This is a genomic window from Bordetella genomosp. 13 (assembly GCF_007679965.1).
In the GTDB taxonomy this organism is placed as follows: domain Bacteria; phylum Pseudomonadota; class Gammaproteobacteria; order Burkholderiales; family Burkholderiaceae_B; genus Bordetella.
Map to the genome: position 1 here is coordinate 46630 of NZ_VEHL01000006.1, position 17253 is coordinate 63882.

The following is a 17253-nucleotide window of genomic DNA, read 5'->3' on the forward strand; positions in this document are numbered from 1 at the left end:
CGTCATCACCACCGCGTTCAATCGTGCTTGATCGAGATCGTCTTCAGCACCGTGAACCCGTACAGCGCCTCGAAGCCCTTTTCGCGGCCATGGCCGCTGGCCTTCACGCCGCCGAAGGGCAGTTCGATGCCGCCGCCGGCGCCGTAGTTGTTGATGAACACCTGGCCGCTGCGCACCTTGCGGGCCAGGCGCAGCTGGCGCGCGCCGTCGCGGGTCCAGATGCTGGCGACCAGGCCGTATTCGGTGGCATTGGCGATGCGCACGGCATCGGCTTCATCATCGAAGGGCATGGCGCACAGCACCGGGCCGAAGATTTCCTCTTGCCCCAGCCTGTGGTCCACCGGCACGTCGCGCAGCAGCGTGGGCGCCTGGTAATAGCCTTCCGCGGGCGCGCCGTCCACCACGGCGCCCTGGGCCACGGTGGCGATGCGGTCCTGCTGCGCGGTCTTCAGGAAACCCTGCACGCGCTCCAGCTGGGTCTTGCGGATCAGCGGCCCGCAGTCCAGATCCATGGTGGCCGGCCCCGTGCGCAGCTTGGCGAAGGCGGCGCCCAGGCGCTCCAGCACGGCCTCGTAGGCCGTGCGCTGCACCAGCAGGCGGCTGCCGGCCGAGCAGGTCTGGCCCGCGTTCTGCACGATGGCGTTGATCACCACGGGCAGCAGGGCGTCGACGTCGGCATCGTCGAAGACGATCTGCGGCGACTTGCCGCCCAGTTCCAGCGTGACGGGCACGTGGCGCTCGGCCGCCAGCTGCGTCACCAGCGCGCCGATGCGTGGCGAGCCGGTGAACGAGATGTGGTCGACACCAGGATGGCGCGTCAGCGCGTCGCCGGCCTCGTGTCCATAGCCGGTGACGATGTTCAGCGCGCCCGGCGGAAAGCCCACCTCGGCGGCCAGCTCGGCCACGCGCAGCAGCGACAGGCATGCATCCTCGGCGGGCTTGACCACGCAGGCATTGCCCGCGGCCAGCGCGCCGCCGACGCTGCGGCCGAAGATCTGCATGGGATAGTTCCACGGCACCACGTGGCCCGTCACGCCGTGCGGCTCGCGCAGCGTCAGCACGGTGTAGCCCTGCGTGTAGGGCAGCGTCTCACCGTGCAGCTTGTCGGCCGCGCCGCCATAGAACTCGAAGTAGCGCGCCAGGGCAGTGACATCGGCGCGCGCCTGCTTGGTGGGCTTGCCGCAGTCGCGCGACTCCAGTTCGGCCAGTTCGTCGAAATGGTCCAGCACCTTCACCGACAGCTTCAACAGCAGCCGGCCGCGTTCGGCGGCGCTCAGCAGGCCCCAGGCGCCTTCGTAGGCGCGGCGGGCGGCCTGCACGGCCAGGTCGACGTCGGCGGCGTTGCCGCGCGCGATGCTGTCGAACTCCTGGCCGGTGGACGGGTCGATGACGGGGATGCGCTCGCCCGACGAACCCTGCGCCGGCCGATTGTCGATGAAGTGCTGTCTCATAACCACCTCTGATAGATAGGCTTGGGGAAGGTCGCGTCCGCATGACGGGGCGCCTGCCGTGGCGAGCCACGCCGTATGGGCGGGCCGGCATCCGATGGGCGGAGCCCTGTGCTGTCCTCGGATATGCCGGCACATCCCGTGCCTGCCTGTCCGGGCAGCACAGCCAGTGTAAACACTCTTCAGAACTGGACCGACAAGCCCCCGTCGACGACCAGGACGTGGCCATTGACGTAGGACGCCGCGGGCGAGGCCAGGAACACCGCGGCCCCGGCGATCTCCTCGGGCTGGCCCCAGCGGCGCATGGGGTTGCGCGCGGCCACCGACGGGCCGATCACGGGGTCCGCCACCATCGCGGCATTGGTCTCGGTGGCGAAGGTTCCGGGCGCGATGGCATTGCTGGTGATCCCCAGCGGCGCATACTCCATGGCCAGCGCGCGCATCATGCCGGTCAGGCCCTGCTTGGCGGCCGGATACACCGCGTCGCCGGCGCGCGCCAGTTCGCCCACCACCGAGGTGACGGCAATGAGGCGGCCATGCCGGTGGCGCGCCATGCGCTCGGCGGCCAGCTTGGCCAGCACCATGCCCGCCACGAGGTCGGTGTCGATCAGCGCACGGATCTCGGCGGGCGTCACGGCCTGCATGGTCTTGCGGTTGCGCGCGCCCACGTTGTTGACCAGGATGTCCAGCCGGCCGAAGTCGGCGTCGACGCGGGCGAAGGCGGCCTCGACCGCGGCATCGTCGGCCACGTCGAACGGCAACGCCGACGCGGCTAGGCCGTCGCCGCGCAGGGCTTGCACCGTCTGCGCGATGGCCTGGGCATTGCGGCCGTTGATCAGCACGTGCGCGCCGCTGCCGGCCATGGCGCGCGCGATGCACAGGCCAAGCCCGCGAGCCGAACCGGTGACCAGGGCGACCTGGCCGGCCAGCGAAAACTGTTGCAGATACGATGAGGCAGTCATGCGGGAGGACTCGAAACGATGGAAGCCGCGTTTCCGGCTTCGGGTGGCCCGGTGGCGGGGCCGGATCAATCGGAAGGCGCACGATGGCCAAGTCATCCGGCGCCGTAACGCGCCTTTGCTGCCCTGCCGCCGTGGCCACGTGGATCAACGCTACGAGTCGCGGAACTCGGGCGCCCAATGCAGCAGTCTACGCTCCAGCCACGTCACTGCGTACACCAGCACGATGCCGACGATGGACAGCAGCGTCACGGCGGCGAACATGTCGGTGGCGTTCAGCGTGGCCAGCGCGGTGATCATCAGGTAGCCCATGCCGGTGGTGGAGCCCACGAATTCGGCCAGCACCACGCCGATCAGCGCGAAGCTGATGGCGTTGGGCAGCGCCGCGAAGGTCCACGCGGCCGCCGTGGGAATGCGCACGCGCCACAGGATCTGGCGCGGCGAGCCGCCCAGGGTGCGGCAGAAATCCACCAGTTCGCGCTCGACGCTGCGGCCGCCCTTGTAGGTGTTGAAGAACACCAGGAAGAACACCACGAACCACGAGGTGACCACCTTGGACGCCAGCCCCAGGCCGAAGAACATGGTGATCAGCGGCACGAAGGCGATGCGCGGCATCGAGTTGAACGCCACGATGAAAGGATTGCACACTTCGGACAGCATGCGGCTGCGGGACAGCGCCAGGCCGACGGCGAACCCGCTGCCGACGCCGGCCAGCAGGCCCAGCATGGTCGCCTGCAGGGTCAGCAGAAGGTGGGGCCAGACCGAACGCGGACCGGGCTGCATCCACTGCCACAGCCGCACCGCCACGCGCGAAGGCTGGCTGATGAAAAAGGGATCGAACAGGGTGTTCTGCACGAACCAGGGAATGCGCGTCAGCCCTTCCCAGGCGCCCAGCAGCACGGCCAGGATCAACAGCTGCCAGAGGCCGACGCGCAGGCGATGGCGCAGGCCGGTGCGGCGGTCCTGGCGCACCTGGTCCTGCAGGGCGGCGGCGGCCTGGGAGGGAAGCGGATCGAACGCCATGGTGAAATCCCTCAAGCCGCCGCGCGGAACTGCTGGCCCAGTACGGACCACAGGCTTTGCACGTGCGCGGTGAACCGCGGCGTCTCGCGCAGGGCGAACACGTCGCGCGGATGCGGGATGTCGATGCGTTCGTCGCGCAGCACGCGGCTGGGCGGGCCGGACAGCACCACCACGCGATCCGACAGCGTGATGGCCTCGTCCAGGTCGTGCGTGACCATCACGATGGTCTGGCCCAGCTTGCGCCAGATCTCCATCAGCTCGCGGTGCAGGTGCGTCTTGGTATGCGTGTCCAGCGCGCCGAAAGGCTCGTCCAGCAACAGGATGCGCGGCTCGACGGCCAGGCTCATCAGCAGGGCGACGCGCCGGCGCATGCCGCCCGACAACTGGTGCGGATAGGCATCCGCGAAGGCCGACAGATGGCCCAGCTCCAGCAGTTCGGCCACGCGCGGCGCGATGCGCGCCGCGGGCACGCCCTGGAATTTCAGGCCCAGCGCCACGTTCTTGCGCACGCTGTACCAGGGCAGCAACGTGTCCTTCTGGAAGATGTAGCCCAGCGCCGGCGGCACGCGGCCCTGCACGGGCTGGCCGGCCACGCGGATGGCGCCGGTGGTGGGCGGCAGGAAACCCGCAATCATGTTCAGCAGCGTGCTCTTGCCGCAGCCGGACGGCCCGACGATGGACACGAACTCGCCCTGCACTATGCGCAGGTCGACGTGGCCGACGGCGTGCACGGTGCCGGTGCGCGCCTGATAGGCCTTGCCCACCCCTTCCAGTTCGATCATCGTCACAGGCCTCGTGCGCGGCGCACGAAACGCATGTCGACGCAGTCGGCATAGGGCGCCTTCAGCAGCTCTTCGTTGCTGTACTGGCGGCCGTCGCCCATCACCGCCGTCATGCGCGCATAGGCGTCCTGCGTGATGATGTTGTCGTTCAGGAAAACGGTCTTCTTGTAGACGTCCAGTGTCTTCTCGATGGCGGGCCGGGCGAAGGCACCGAGGTAGTCGTCGTAGATGGCGTCGGCGATCTGCGCGGCGCTGTGGGCCGTGATGTAGTCCTGCGCCTTGACCAGGCCGCCGACGAAGGCCTGCACCACTTCCGGGCGCTTCTCGATGGTGTCGCGCAGCGTCAGCGCCGCGATGCCCGGCACGTCGCCGCCCATGAATTCCTGCCACGAGGCCTCGGTGGTGGCGTCGAAGATCGGCACGCCCCAGCCTTCCTGCTGCGCCTGCTCCATCATCGACATGGTGGCCATGCTGGCCGACACGGAGCCCGTCTTCAACGCGCCCAGCATGGTGGCCAGGTCGCCCAGCGGACGGATGTCGACCTTGTCGCCCATGCCGGCCTTCTGCGTCAGGTACACGGCCATCAGCCAGGTGCTGGACTGCGGCTGCGTGGCGCCCATGCGCTTGCCGGCCAGGTCTTTCAGGCTGCGCACCTTGCCGCTGTCGTAGTCCTCGCGGCGCACGATGACGTTGGCGTAGGTCAGCTTGCGGTCGAAGCCGAACACCAGCGCGGCGGGCTTGCCCGACAGCGTCAGCGCGGGCGCGGCGGTGGCGGCCGTGGCGCCGAACACGATCTGTCCGGCCGCCAGCAGCTGGTTGGTGCGCGGCCCGCTTTGCGAATTCAGGTACTCGACCTCGAGCCCGTTCTCGCCGAAGTAGCCCAGCTTCAGCGCCACGTAGCCCGCGGCGAAGAAGGGATCGATGCTGCCCTGCCCGTAGGCGATCCTGCCCAGCTTCCGCGCGCCGAAGGCCGAGTACGGCGCCAGCATGCCGGTGGCGGCCAGTCCCGCGGAGGCAGCCAGGAAGCGGCGCCGCGAAGCGCCTGTGACCAGCGTAGGGGAAGTCATGTCGTCCTCGCGAGGTGTCGTTGTGATGATTGTGCGCACAACGATACCGCAGTCGGAGGGCTAGGGGACGCGCGTGCCCGGCCATGCCGCATCCCGCCAGGCGTGGCCGCGACATCGCCCACGAGGGGCGCTAGCCGTGGCCTTTCGGCGCGGCGCCGCGGCGCGAGATCAGCGTGCCTGCCACGGCCCAGTCATGCGCCGCGACGTCCTGGAACACGACGAACACACTCTGCGGATTGGCGCCGGCATGCTCGACCAGCGCCTGGGTCACCGATGCGGCGATCGCGGCCTTCTGGTCTTCGGTACGGCCTTCCAGGATTTCGATGCGGACGTAGGGCATGGGGATTCCTTGGTTGGGGAAAAAGACGGAACCGGAAGGCCCGGCGCGCGCATCCACGCGCGCCGGGGCCGATCGCCAGGCAGGTCAGCCGGCGGTCTTGGCGGCCTTCTTGGCGGCGGTCTTCTTCACGGCAGCCTTCTTGGCGGCCGTCTTGGTCGCGGTCTTCTTGGCAGCCGTCTTGGTGGCCGCGGTCTTGGCCGCCTTCTTGGCGGCGGTCTTCGTCGCGGCCGTGTTCGTGGCGGTCTTCGTGGCGGTCTTGGCCGCCGCGCCGTCGCCCGCCCCCGCCGCTGCCTTCCTGGCCGGCGCACGCCCCGGCTTCTCGGGACGCGGCTCGAACTCGAAGCCCACCTTGCCGTCGGGCTGGCGCACCAGGAAGGCCTTGAACTTGCGGTTGGTGCGGCTGGACACGAAGCCGTCCAGCAGGTCGGTGCGGCCGTTGGCCAGCAGCTTCTCCATCTGCTCGCGCGAGATTTCCTGCTGCAGGATGACCTTGCCCGACCGGAAGTCGCAGGTCTTGGACGGACCCACCGACTTCTCGCACAGGTAGCTCATGCCGTGCTCGAACACGCGCGACTGGCACTTGGGGCACGGGCCCACCGGCGTGTGGCCGGAGAAGTCCACTTCCTCGCCGTCCTCGTCATCGCTCTGGCCGAAATCGAACTCGAGCTTGTACTCGTCGCTGATGCGCAGGATGGCCGCGAACGGACGGCCCATCTTGCTGATGAAGCCCTGCAGCGGACCGATCTCGCGCTTGGCCAGCAGTTCTTCCACCTCGGGCAGTTCGAAGGTGCGGCCGCCCGGGTGCTTGCTGATCGAGAAATCGCACTGCGTGCAGGCGTAGCGGCGGTAGTTTTCCTTGACCACGCCGCGGCACTTGGGGCAGGGCGTGGTCAGCGTGGCGTAGTCGCCCGGCACCGTGTCGCGCTCGTACTCCTTGGCGCGCTTGACGATCACCTGGGTCATCTGCGCGATCTCGCGCATGAAGGCCTCGCGGTTCAGGCCGCCCTGCTCGATCTGCTTGAGCTTGTGCTCCCATTCGCCGGTCAGCTCGGGCGAGGTCAGTTCGGCCACGTCCAGGCCGGCCAGCAGCGTCATCAGCTGGCGCGCCTTGGCAGTGGGCACCAGGTCGCGGCCCTCGCGGCGCAGATACACCTCGTTCAGCAGGCCTTCGATGATGGCCGCGCGCGTGGCCGGCGTGCCCAGGCCACGCTCGGACATGGCCTCGCGCAGCTCTTCGTCGTCGACCAGCTTGCCGGCGCCTTCCATGGCCGACAGCAGCGTGGCTTCGTTGTAGCGTGGCGGCGGCTTGGTCGCCAGGCCCACCGCGTCGACTTCCTCGGTGCGCACGGTCTCGCCGTCGGCCACGGGCACCAGGTTGGCGTCCTCGCCCTGGGCTTCCTTGCCGTACACGGCCAGCCAGCCCGGCGACACCAGCACCTTGCCTTCGGTCTTGAAGCGATGACCCTGCACCTCGGTCATCCGCGTGGTGACGCGGAACTCGGCCGACGGGAAGAACACCGCCAGGAAGCGCTTGAGCACCAGGTCGTACAGCTTGCCCTCGGCTTCGCTCAGGTCGCGCGGCACCTGCAGGGTGGGGATGATGGCGAAGTGGTCCGACACCTTCTTGTTGTCGAAGATGCGGCGGTTGGGCTTGACCCAGTCGTTCTTCACCACCGTGCCCGCGTGCCGGGACAGCCCACCCACCGCGGCGGAGTCGCCCTGCGCCAGCGCCTGCATGGTCTGGCGCACGGTGCCGATGTAATCCTCGGGCAGGTAGCGCGAATCGGTACGCGGATAGGTCAGGGCCTTGTGGCGCTCGTAAAGCGTCTGCGCCAGCGCCAGCGTGGTCTTGGCCGAGAAGCCGAAGCGGCCGTTGGCCTCGCGCTGCAGCGAGGTCAGGTCGTACAGCGCGGGCGAAGCCTGCGTCGAGGGCTTGGATTCCTCGGTGACGCTGCCGGGTTGCTCGCGGCACGCGGCCACCACGCTCTGCGCGGCCGCCTGCGACCACAGGCGCGACTCGCGCTTCTCGGGATCGCGGTCGTCCTTCCTGAAATCCGGATCGATCCAGCGGCCCTGGTACAGCCCGGCAGCGGCCACGAACGTGGCATGCACTTCCCAGTAGTCGCGCGACACGAAGCGGCGGATGCGCTCTTCGCGTTCGTGCACGATGGCCAGCGTCGGCGTCTGCACGCGACCCACCGGGGTCTTGAAGAAGCCGCCGTCCTTGCTGTTGAAGGCGGTCATGGCGCGCGTGCCGTTGATGCCCACCAGCCAGTCGGCCTCGGCGCGCGAACGCGCGGCGGCCTCCAGCGGCTTCAACTGCGTGTCGTCCCGCAGGTTCTGGAACGCGTCGCGGATCGCCTGCTGCGTCATCGACTGCAGCCACAGGCGCTGGATGGGCTTGTTCACCCCGGCGTACTGGATGATGTAGCGGAAGATGAGTTCGCCCTCGCGGCCCGCGTCACAGGCGTTGATCAGGGCGGTGACGTCCTTGCGCTTGGCCAGCCGGACCAGCAGCTTGAGGCGCTCGGACGAACGCTTGTCGGTCGGGCCGAGTTCGAAGGCCGGCGGAATCACCGGCAGATGCGTGAAGCTCCATTTGCCCTTCACGGGATCATTGGGGGCGACCAAGCCGAGCAGATGCCCGACGCTGGAAGCGAGGACGTAACGTTCGCTTTCAAAAAAGTCGCCCTCTCGCGCGAAGCCTCCAAGGGCGCGTGATATATCCAGGGCTACCGAGGGCTTCTCGGCAATAATCAGCGTTTTGCTCATGGGTATCCAGTGGCGGCAGTCCCGCCTCAATTAGCGCGGATGATAAGAGGGGAGATTCGGGGCATGCAAGTCGGGGGTCATTCGCCGGCGGGATCGGAATTGCACACATGGCGCAATTTCCTGGCCCGCGCCACGCTCGGATTGGGCGTCGTGCTGCTGGGCAGCGGGGTCATTTGCTGGGTCGCGGCCAATTGGCCGGCGCTGGACAAGACCGAGCGTTTCGCGGGCGCGCAGGCCGTGCTGGCGCTGTGCGCGCTGGCCGCCGCCTGGATCGGACTGCGCCTGCGCGCCGACGCCGACACGCGGCGCCACGTGGCCGGCGCGGTGCTGACATTGGCCGGCCTGATGCTGGGCGCGCTGCTCGCCCTCGTAGGACAAACTTACCAAACAGGTGCCGACACCTGGGAATTGTTCGCCGTCTGGGCAGTGCTGCTGTTGCCCTGGGCGCTGGCGGCCGCCAGCCAGCCGGTCTGGCTGCTCTGGGCGATCGTGGTCAACCTGGCCGCGTCGCTGTGGCTGGGCGAGCAACTGTTCGTGTGGTGGGTCGCGTTCGCGGGCCCCGGCTTTCCCAGCCTGGTCATGGCCGGCCTGAACTTGCTGCTGCTGGCCGGCTGGGAACTGGCCGCGCGGCACTGGCGCGCCGGCACCCGGGTCGGCCCGCGCGTGCTGGCCGCGCTGGCGCTGGGCGTGCTGGTGCTGGGCCTGCTGGTGGGCGACGTCATCCTGGGACTGGGCACCTACACCGGCGTGGCCTGGGCGGCGGCCACCGTGGCGCTGGGCCTGTACTACTACAGCGTGCGGCGCGACCTGGTCATCCTGGCGATGCTGGCGGCCGGCATCATCTTCGTGTCGCTGCGCATCGTCGGCGAATGGCTGCTGCGGCTCGAGCCCGGCGTGTGGGTCGCGCTGCCGCTGGCCGCGCTGCTGATGGGCGAGGCCGTGCTGGCCGCCCGCTGGCTGCGCAAGCTGGCGGCCGCCACGCCTGGCCGGCTTCCGGCCGATCCGGAGCCCGCGGGCGCCTCGGCGGGCAATCCGGTCGATCCCGCCGCCGATACCGCTCCGGTGATCGCACTGGCCGACGGGGCAGTCCTCGCCCGGCCCGAGACCCCCTGGTACATCCACGGCCTGCTGGGCCTGAGCGCCTGGCTGGCGACGCTGCTGCTGTTGCTGTTCCTGGCCGTATCCGGCCTGATCGGCTCGCCGGAGTTGGGGCTGGTCGCCGGCCTGGTCCTGTGCACCGCGGCCATCGCGGTGCTGCGCAACGCCAGCGCGCCGTTCTGGCGGCAATGCGCCGTCGCGCTCGGCTTCACGGGGCAGATCCTGATCGCCTACGGGCTGTACGACGTGTCCTCCTCCATCGGCGGCACCTGGCTGCTGGTGCTGGCGATGGGCATCCTGGTGTACGTGCTTGCGCCCGACGCGCTGCTGCGGTTCCTCAGCGGCTGGATGATGGCGCTGGCCGGCGCCTGCCTCGTCTGGTGGTCCATGTTGCCCGGCCTGGCCGGCAACATCGACCTGCTGGACGCCATGATGGACTACGACGTGAGCGTGGCGTCCATCGTCTGGCAGCCGGTCGCGGTGCTGGGCGCCTGGGCGGCCGCCGCCGCCTTCTGGATCGGCCACCGGCTGGCGCCGCCGCGCCAGCGCAGGCTGGACCCGCTGGGCTGGTCGCTCGCCATCGCGGTGCAGGGCCTCGTGTGGATGTCCGGCGGCGTGGCGGCCCCGCACCTGTTCATGCTGTGGTCGGCGCGGCCTTCCACCGCTGCGTTCAGCGTCGCCGGCGCCCTGCTGCCCGCCGTGGTTGCGGCGCTGGTGCTGGGCGCGCGCCGCGCGGCGCTGACCGCCGCGCTGGTCTGGACGGTGCCGCTGGCCCTGCTGGTGCTGGCGCTGTTCTGGCTGCCCAGCCCGGGCATCGCCTTCGCGCTGGCGTGGATGCTGCTGGGGGTCGGCCTGAACAAGCCGCGCCTGGCCATCTTCGGCGTACTGGCGCTGCTGTCGTACCTGCTGATCTATTACTACCAGCTGGAGGTGCCGCTACTGCAGAAGGCGGGCTGGCTGGCCACGGCGGGCTTGCTGATGTTCCTGCTGCGCGGCATGGTGTGGCTGGTGCCGCGCGTGATGCGCACGACGACGGCCGCCCCCTTCGTCATGGCCCCCGCCACCGGCCCGCAGCGCTGGCGCGCGGCCGGCGTGCTGGCCGGCCTGCTGCTGGCGCTCGGCGCGGCCAATACCGCCATCTGGCAGCGCGAAGACCTGCTGGCCTCGGGCCGCGTGGCCATCCTGGAGCTGGCGCCGGTCGATCCGCGCTCGCTGATGCAGGGCGACTACATGGCCCTGCGCTTCGCTGCCGGCAACGACATCAATCGCCTGCACGACGCCGCGATGGAAGCGCTGCCCGAAGAGCAGGACAGCCGTTTCGTGCGAACCGATGGATACGTGGTGCTGACGCCCGATGAACAGGGCGTGGCCCAGGTCGCGCGCGTGCAGGAAGCCGCGCAGCCGCGCCAGGATAACGAGCTGGTGCTGCGCTACCGGCTGCGGCCGGACGGCGTGCGCATCGTCACCAATGCCTACTTCTTCCCCGAAGGTCAGGCGGAGCATTTCGCCAATGCGCGGTATGGCGAGGTCCGGCTGGACGACAGCGGCACGGGCTTGCTGGTGCGCATGCTGGATGAGAAGCGGCAGCCGCTGCAGGCCCTCGGGCCAGAAAGGCCGCCGGAAGAGACGGATGTGCCGTAGGGGGCGCTGCCTGGGCCCGGGCGGGACCGCACGGCCCTCGGGCGCGACACGCCAGCCAGGATGACGGCTGCGCGGCGCCGCATCGCGCAGGCAATCAAATCAATCCAGCGGAAACCGCCGCGCCCAGCGCCGCGTCGCGTCGGCCAGGAATGCCGGAACGTCCGCCGCGGCAAAGGCCTCGAAGCCCAATGCCAGCCAGGCCGCTTCGAGCGTCCGCAGCGGCCGCCCGGTATCCAGTGCCGCCGCGCCATTCTGCTTGGACAGCTTCAACCCGCTGGCCGGGTCCACGATCAGCGGCACGTGCATGACGCGCGGCACGGGCAGGTCCAGGAGGCGCGCCAGTATCCTTTGCCGCGCGGTGGAGCCGAGCAGGTCCGCGCCGCGCACCACGTCGGTCACGCCCTGCGCGCCGTCGTCCACCACCACCGCCAGCTGATAGGCCCACAGGCCGTCGGCGCGGCGCAGCGTGAAGTCGCCCACGGCCTGCGCCACGTCCTGCCGCTGCGGGCCCAGCCAGCGGTCCTCGAAGAACTCCACGCCCGGCGGCACGCGCACCCGCCACGCGCGCGCCTGGCGACCTGGCGGCAGGCCATGGCGGCACGTGCCGGGATAGGGGCGCTCGCCATCCGCGCCGGCCTCGCCGCCGCGCGGCTGCGAGTCGGCGATCTCGCGCCGCGTGCAGCCGCAACCGTAGACCAGGCCGCGCGCCGCGAGTGCATCGAACGCCTGCTGGTAGGCCGCGCCGCGCCGGGATTGCCACATGACGTCGCCGTCCCAGTGCAGCCCCAGGCCGCGCAGCTGCGCCATGATGCGGTCGGCCGCGCCCTCGACGGTGCGCGGGGTGTCGACGTCCTCGATGCGCACCAGCCAGCGGCCCTGCCGGGCGCGGGCGTCCAGCCAGCTGGCCAGCGCGGCCACCAGCGAGCCCGCGTGTAGCGGCCCGCTGGGGCTGGGAGCGAAGCGGCCGATGTACGTCGTCACGGAAGGGAATGAGAAAAGGGCCCCGGCGGGGCCCCGTGGTTGCCGCGGCGCCGCCTAGTGCAGGCGGCGGCCGCCTTCGTCGTCCAGCAATTCTTCGAGCACCAGGTTGTCGATCTCTGCCTCCTGGCTCCAGAGCACCATCAGCGCGATGATCTTGATGCGCGACAGCGGCACGGGCGTCTCGGGCGCCGCCAGGGCGCGGTCGATGACGATCTCGCGCAGCGGCGCCGGCAGCACGCCGGCGGATTCGAGGAAGGTGATGAAGCCGATGGACTCGGTGCCGAGCTGCTGGTACTCGGAATCGGTGTAGATGCGGATGCCGCTGCTGGGCACTTGAGCCAGTTCGACGCAGCGTTCGGTGGTTTCGGCCAGGCCGTAGAGCCAACCCAGTGCGTCGTCGATGTCTTCGTGCTCGAAGCCGGCCGCAGCGAGTCGCTTTGCCAGCACATCGGCCGCAGGACAGGCTTGCGGCGTGTAGTAGTTTTCGAACAGATAAACCAGGATATCGAACATATGGTGGCCAGGTGGCCGTTTGCCCAGTCGGCCCGCATATCGGCAAACCAGCAAACGTAAATTTACTTTACGCTGATTTGCCCCCTGGGGCAACTTGGTCCGACGGCCGAGCGGACGCTGTCGCCCGGCCTCCGAGACAGGGGTTGTCTGATCGACGCCACAGCACGGCTGCCCGGCGCGTCAGGCGGCCGCGACCCCTTTTTCCGCGCGCGCCTGCAGCACCTGATGCACCAGCGCGGGCGCGGCCACGGCCAGTCCGAGCAACCCGCTGGCCAGGCCCGGGGCGATGGTCAGCAGCGCGCCGATGGTGCACAGCCAGCGTTCCCACGATTTCATGCCGACCAGCATGTAGCGCGAGAATGCCGCCGACAGCAGCACCAGCCCGATCATGCAGCCGATCAGCGTCACGCAGAACTCGTACAGCGAGAAGCCCTGCACGGAGATCAGCAGCGACGGGGAGAACACGAAGACGAACGGCACGATCAGCTTGGTGATGCCCAGCCGGAACGCCGTGTTGCCGGTCTGGAAGGGATCGCTGCCCGCCATGCCGGCCGCCGCATAGGCCGCGAGGGCCACGGGCGGCGTGATGTCGGCCAGGATGCCGAAATAGAACACGAAGAAATGCGCCGCGATCGGCTGCACGCCCAGTTGCACCAGCGTGGGCGCGGCCACGGTCACCATGATCAGGTAGTTGGCCGTGGTGGGCACGCCGCATCCCATCAGGATGCACACCAGGCCCGTCATGAACAGCGCCGCCACCAGGGTCAGCGACTGGTTGCTGGCCAGCGTGTCCGGAATCACCGTACCCACGCCGGCCGCCAGCCACTGCGCGGCGGAGATCACGATGAAGGAGATCTTGAAGCCGACGCCGGTCAGCGTCACCACGCCGATGATCAGGCCCACGGTGCCCGCCGCCGCGCCCACGGCCAGCGCGTACTTGGCGCCGGTCTCGAAGGCTTCGTACAGGTCGCGGCCGCGCAGCCGCTGGTAGGGGTTCAGCAGTCCCACCAGGATGCAGCCGGTGATGCCGGCGAACGCCGCCAGGTAGGGCGTGCGCCCGCTGGCCAGCACGCCCACCAGCAGCGCCAGCGGAATCAGCGTCGGCCAGCGCTTGCGGAAGGATTCGCGCAGGCGGGGCATTTCCTCGGCGGTCAGGCCGCGCAGGCCCTCGCGCTTGGCCTCGAAGTGAACCTGCATGAACATGCCGAAGAAATACAGCAGCGCCGGGAAGATGCCCGCGATGGCGATCTGCTGGTAGGGGATGCCCAGGAACTCGATCATCAGGAAGGCCGCCGCCCCCATGATGGGCGGGGTGATCTGCCCGCCCGTGCTGGAGGCCGCCTCGACGCCGCCGGCGAAGTGGCGCGGATAGCCCACGCGGATCATGGCGGGGATGGTCAGCGAGCCGACCGTCACGGCATTGGCCACGGACGAGCCGGACAGCATGCCGAACATGGCCGAGCCGAAGACCGACACCTTCGCCGGTCCGCCCGCATAGCGGCCGGCCACCGTGGACGCCGTATCCAGGAACAGCTGGCCCAGTCCGATGCGGGTGGCCAGCACCCCGAACAGCACAAAGTGGAACACGTACGTGGCCACCACGCCCACCGCGATGCCATAGACCCCCTGGCTGGTCAGGTACATGTGGTTGACGATCTGCGCCCAGCTGTTGCCGGCGTGCTGGAGCAGGCCCGGGAACCACGGTCCGAATGCCGCGTACGCCATGAACACCAGTGCGATGATGGGCAGCGGCCAGCCCATGGCGCGCCGGGTGCCTTCCAGCAACCCGATGATGAGGATCGAGCCCATGGCCACGTCCAGCGGCAGCGGATTGCCGACGCGATAGGCCAGGTCGTCGAAGATGTAGGGGATGTACAGCACGCTGAGCGCCAGCACGCAGGCGATCGCCCAGTCGTACAGCGGCACGCCGCCCGGCGCGTACCAGGCGCTGCGCGGCTCGCGGCGATAGTGCGCCTTGCTGAAGCCGAACACAAGGAAGATCAGCGCCAGCACGAAGGCCAGGTGCACGCCGCGGTGCGTGGCCTCGCGCAGCAGGCCGAATCCCGCGGTGTAGTAATGGAACAGGGACAGCGCCACCAGCAGCAGCGAGACGATCCACGCGGCCGCCTTGCCCAAGGGGCGGAAGCGGATCTCGGAGTCGTAGGTTTCCGCCAGTTTCTGGGTCTTGTCGTGGTCGATCTGCATGGCGGCGAGCGCTCGGAAAGGATGCATGGGAATGCAGCGCGCCGGCCCGTCGGAAGGCCGGCGCGCGGGATGACGTGGGTGCCTGGCGCGGGGCCGATTACTTCAGCAGCCCCGCTTCCTTGTAGAACTTCTCCGCGCCCGGGTGGAACGGAATGCCCGCGCCCTTGACGGCGTTCTGCAGCGTGATCAGCTTGCCCTTGGCATGGCCGTTGTCCAGCGTCTTGCGCGTGGCGTCGTTGTAGAGCTTCTTGGTCAGCTCGTAGACGACGGCCTCGGGCAGCTTCTCCGACGTGACCATCTGCGCGTTGACGGAGATCGTCTTGACCTCGGCGACGCCCTGATAGGTGTTCGCGGCGATGACGTCGGGCGTGAAGAACTGCTGCTGGCCGCGCAGCTTGTCGATCTCGGGGCCGACCAGGGACACCAGTTCGATGCCGCCGCCGCTGGCGGCCAGTTCGGCGATGGCGCCGGCGGGCGCGCCGCCCACGAAGAAGAAGGCATCCAGGCTGCCGTCGCGCATCTTGTCGCCGGCCTGGTTGGGCTTGAGGTATTCGGCCTTCACGTCCTTGTCGGCCATGCCGTAGGCTGCCAGGATCAGGCGCACGTCGACCAGCGTGCCCGAGCCCGGTTCGTCCATCGACACGCGCTTGCCGCGCAGGTCGGCCACGGACTTGATGCCGGCGCCCTTGCGCGTCACCAGGTGGATGCTTTCGGGATACAGCGTGGCGATCAGGCGCAGGCCCTGCGCCTTGGGCTTGCCCTCGAACGTGCCGGTGCCGCTGTAGGCCCAGTAGGCCACGTCGGACTGCGTGAAACCGGCTTCCAGCGAACCGCCCAGGATGCCATTGATGTTGGCGACCGAGCCGTTGCTGGCCACCGCGGTGGCGATCAGCTTGCCGGGCTCGGAAATCGAGTTGGCGATCATCCCGCCCACGGGATAATAGGTGCCGGCGGTACCGCCGGTACCGATGCGGAAGAACTGTTGGGCGTGCGCCGACGTGGCCGCGCCCGTCATGGCCAGTGTGACGGCCAGGATCTTGATCCAGCGATTGAGCTTCATGGCTTCTCCGTAGTATTTAGGCACAGCTTTTTGTCAGTAAATTGTCACATGTGGCCACGTGTGCGCCAATGCTCGCGAGGCTATCGTTTACCTGGGGGTGACACCGTGCTCACCCCGCGGATTCCAAGAGGAAACATGGCGACACCCGACGCACCCACCAGCCCCGAGGGCGAACCCTTTCTGCCGCCCCCGGCCTTGCCCGGACAGACCCTGGCCAGCGTGGACACGCCCGCGCTGGCGCTGGACCTGGACGCCTTCGAGGCCAATCTGCGGCTGATGCAGGATTGGGCCGACCGGCACGGCGTCGCGCTGCGCCCGCATGCCAAGGCGCACAAGTGCCCGCAGGTCTCGCTGCGCCAGCTGGCGCTGGGCGCGCGCGGGATCTGCTGCCAGAAGGTCAGCGAGGCGCTGCCCTTCATCGCCGCCGGCATCCTCGACATCCACATCAGCAACCAGGTCGTGGGCCCCGCCAAGCTGGCGCTGCTGGGCCGCCTGGCGTCCGGCGCGAACCTGAGCGTCTGCGTCGACCATCCCGACAACGTCAACGCGCTGTCCATCGCGATGGTGCAGGTCGGCGTCCAGCTGACCGTGCTGGTCGAGGTGGACGTGGGCCAAGGCCGCTGCGGCGTCGCGGACAGCGGCCAGGCCGTGGCGCTGGCGCAGCGCATCCAGGCCGCGCCGGGACTGGTCTTCGGCGGCCTGCAGGCTTACCACGGCTCGGTGCAGCACCTGCGCACGCGCGCCGAGCGCGCCGCGGTGTGCGCCCAGGCGGCCGAACGCGCGCAAGCGTATGCGCAGGCCCTGCGAGACGCCGGCATCGCCTGCGATCGCATCACCGGTGGCGGCACGGGCAGCGCCGAGTTCGACGCGGCCAGCGGCGTCTACACCGAACTGCAGGCGGGCTCGTACGCCTTCATGGACGGGGACTACGGCGCCAACGAGTGGGACGGCCCGTTGGCGTTCCGCCACAGCCTGTTCCTGATGTCGACCGTGATGAGCACGGCCAAGCCCGGCCGCGCGGTGCTGGACGCGGGACTGAAGTCCACCACGATCGAATGCGGGCTGCCCACGGTCCACCAGCGCGCCGACCTGCGCTACGTCGCGGCCAACGACGAGCACGGCGTGGTGACGGTGCAGGAGGGCGCCGGGCCCGCGCTGGGCGAGCTTCTGAAACTGGTGCCCTCGCACGTGGACCCGACCTTCAACCTGCACGACGAGCTGGTCGCCTATCGCGGCGACACGGTGGCCGAGATCTGGCCCGTGGCGGCGCGCGGACTCAGCCGCTAGGACACCTTTGCAACAATCCCGGCCCGGCGGTCACGAAAGGATCGCCGGCCGATGCTACATTTCCGTTTTTCCTTGTT

Annotated in this window: 13 protein-coding genes; 2 read left to right on the top strand and 11 right to left on the bottom strand. The window is 69.3% G+C overall.

The genetic code is table 11. The features are described from left to right. Positions 1-17 precede the first annotated feature (17 nt). The 7 genes from FS845_RS15450 to FS845_RS15480 form a co-directional block, all read right to left on the bottom strand. Positions 18-1451, bottom strand: a complete 1434-nt coding sequence (locus FS845_RS15450; protein ID WP_144636859.1) for an aldehyde dehydrogenase family protein — start codon at positions 1449-1451, stop codon at positions 18-20. A 179-nt stretch (positions 1452-1630) separates the two neighbouring features. Continuing rightward, entirely contained in the window at positions 1631-2410 is a 780-nt protein-coding gene (locus FS845_RS15455) for an SDR family oxidoreductase (protein WP_144636861.1), read from the bottom strand. Positions 2411-2560: 150 nt separating this feature from the next. Continuing rightward, positions 2561-3430 carry an ABC transporter permease gene (locus tag FS845_RS15460; protein WP_144636863.1) on the bottom strand — a complete coding sequence of 290 codons (870 nt, stop codon included), beginning with the start codon at positions 3428-3430 and terminating at the stop codon, positions 2561-2563. An 11-nt stretch (positions 3431-3441) separates the two neighbouring features. Next, positions 3442-4212: an ABC transporter ATP-binding protein gene (locus FS845_RS15465; protein ID WP_144636865.1), complete on the bottom strand. Its 771-nt coding sequence runs from the start codon at positions 4210-4212 to the stop codon at positions 3442-3444. 2 nt (positions 4213-4214) lie between these two features. Continuing rightward, positions 4215-5279, bottom strand: coding sequence for an ABC transporter substrate-binding protein (locus FS845_RS15470; protein ID WP_144636867.1), 1065 nt, complete (start codon positions 5277-5279; stop codon positions 4215-4217). A 130-nt stretch (positions 5280-5409) separates the two neighbouring features. After that, a complete protein-coding gene (locus FS845_RS15475) occupies positions 5410-5619 on the bottom strand; it encodes a 2-hydroxymuconate tautomerase (RefSeq protein WP_144636869.1) in 210 nt (69 codons plus the stop codon). A gap of 84 nt (positions 5620-5703) precedes the next feature. Beyond that, complete coding sequence (locus FS845_RS15480; RefSeq protein ID WP_144636871.1) at positions 5704-8391, bottom strand: DNA topoisomerase III; 2688 nt, start codon at positions 8389-8391, stop codon at positions 5704-5706. Positions 8392-8454: 63 nt separating this feature from the next. On the opposite strand from FS845_RS15480, the gene FS845_RS15485 reads away from it, so the two are divergent. Then, entirely contained in the window at positions 8455-11130 is a 2676-nt protein-coding gene (locus FS845_RS15485; RefSeq protein ID WP_144636874.1) for a GDYXXLXY domain-containing protein, read from the top strand. Between the two features lie 99 nt (positions 11131-11229). Here the strand turns inward: FS845_RS15485 and gluQRS are convergent, their stop codons facing one another. The 4 genes from gluQRS to FS845_RS15505 form a co-directional block, all read right to left on the bottom strand. Beyond that, positions 11230-12111, bottom strand: coding sequence for a tRNA glutamyl-Q(34) synthetase GluQRS (gluQRS, locus tag FS845_RS15490; RefSeq protein ID WP_144636876.1), 882 nt, complete (start codon positions 12109-12111; stop codon positions 11230-11232). Positions 12112-12165: 54 nt separating this feature from the next. Further along, on the bottom strand, positions 12166-12624 hold the full coding sequence (locus tag FS845_RS15495; RefSeq protein ID WP_144636878.1) for a DUF494 family protein: 459 nt from the start codon (positions 12622-12624) through the stop codon (positions 12166-12168). A 180-nt stretch (positions 12625-12804) separates the two neighbouring features. Then, positions 12805-14829 carry a TRAP transporter permease gene (locus tag FS845_RS15500; protein ID WP_144636880.1) on the bottom strand — a complete coding sequence of 675 codons (2025 nt, stop codon included), beginning with the start codon at positions 14827-14829 and terminating at the stop codon, positions 12805-12807. Between the two features lie 97 nt (positions 14830-14926). Continuing rightward, entirely contained in the window at positions 14927-15889 is a 963-nt protein-coding gene (locus tag FS845_RS15505; RefSeq protein ID WP_144636882.1) for a TAXI family TRAP transporter solute-binding subunit, read from the bottom strand. A 135-nt stretch (positions 15890-16024) separates the two neighbouring features. Between FS845_RS15505 and FS845_RS15510 the strand changes: the two genes are divergently transcribed. After that, the gene (locus FS845_RS15510) at positions 16025-17176 is read left to right on the top strand and encodes a DSD1 family PLP-dependent enzyme (RefSeq protein WP_144636884.1); all 1152 of its coding nucleotides are present in this window, start codon (positions 16025-16027) and stop codon (positions 17174-17176) included. The last annotated feature ends 77 nt before the right edge of the window (positions 17177-17253 follow it).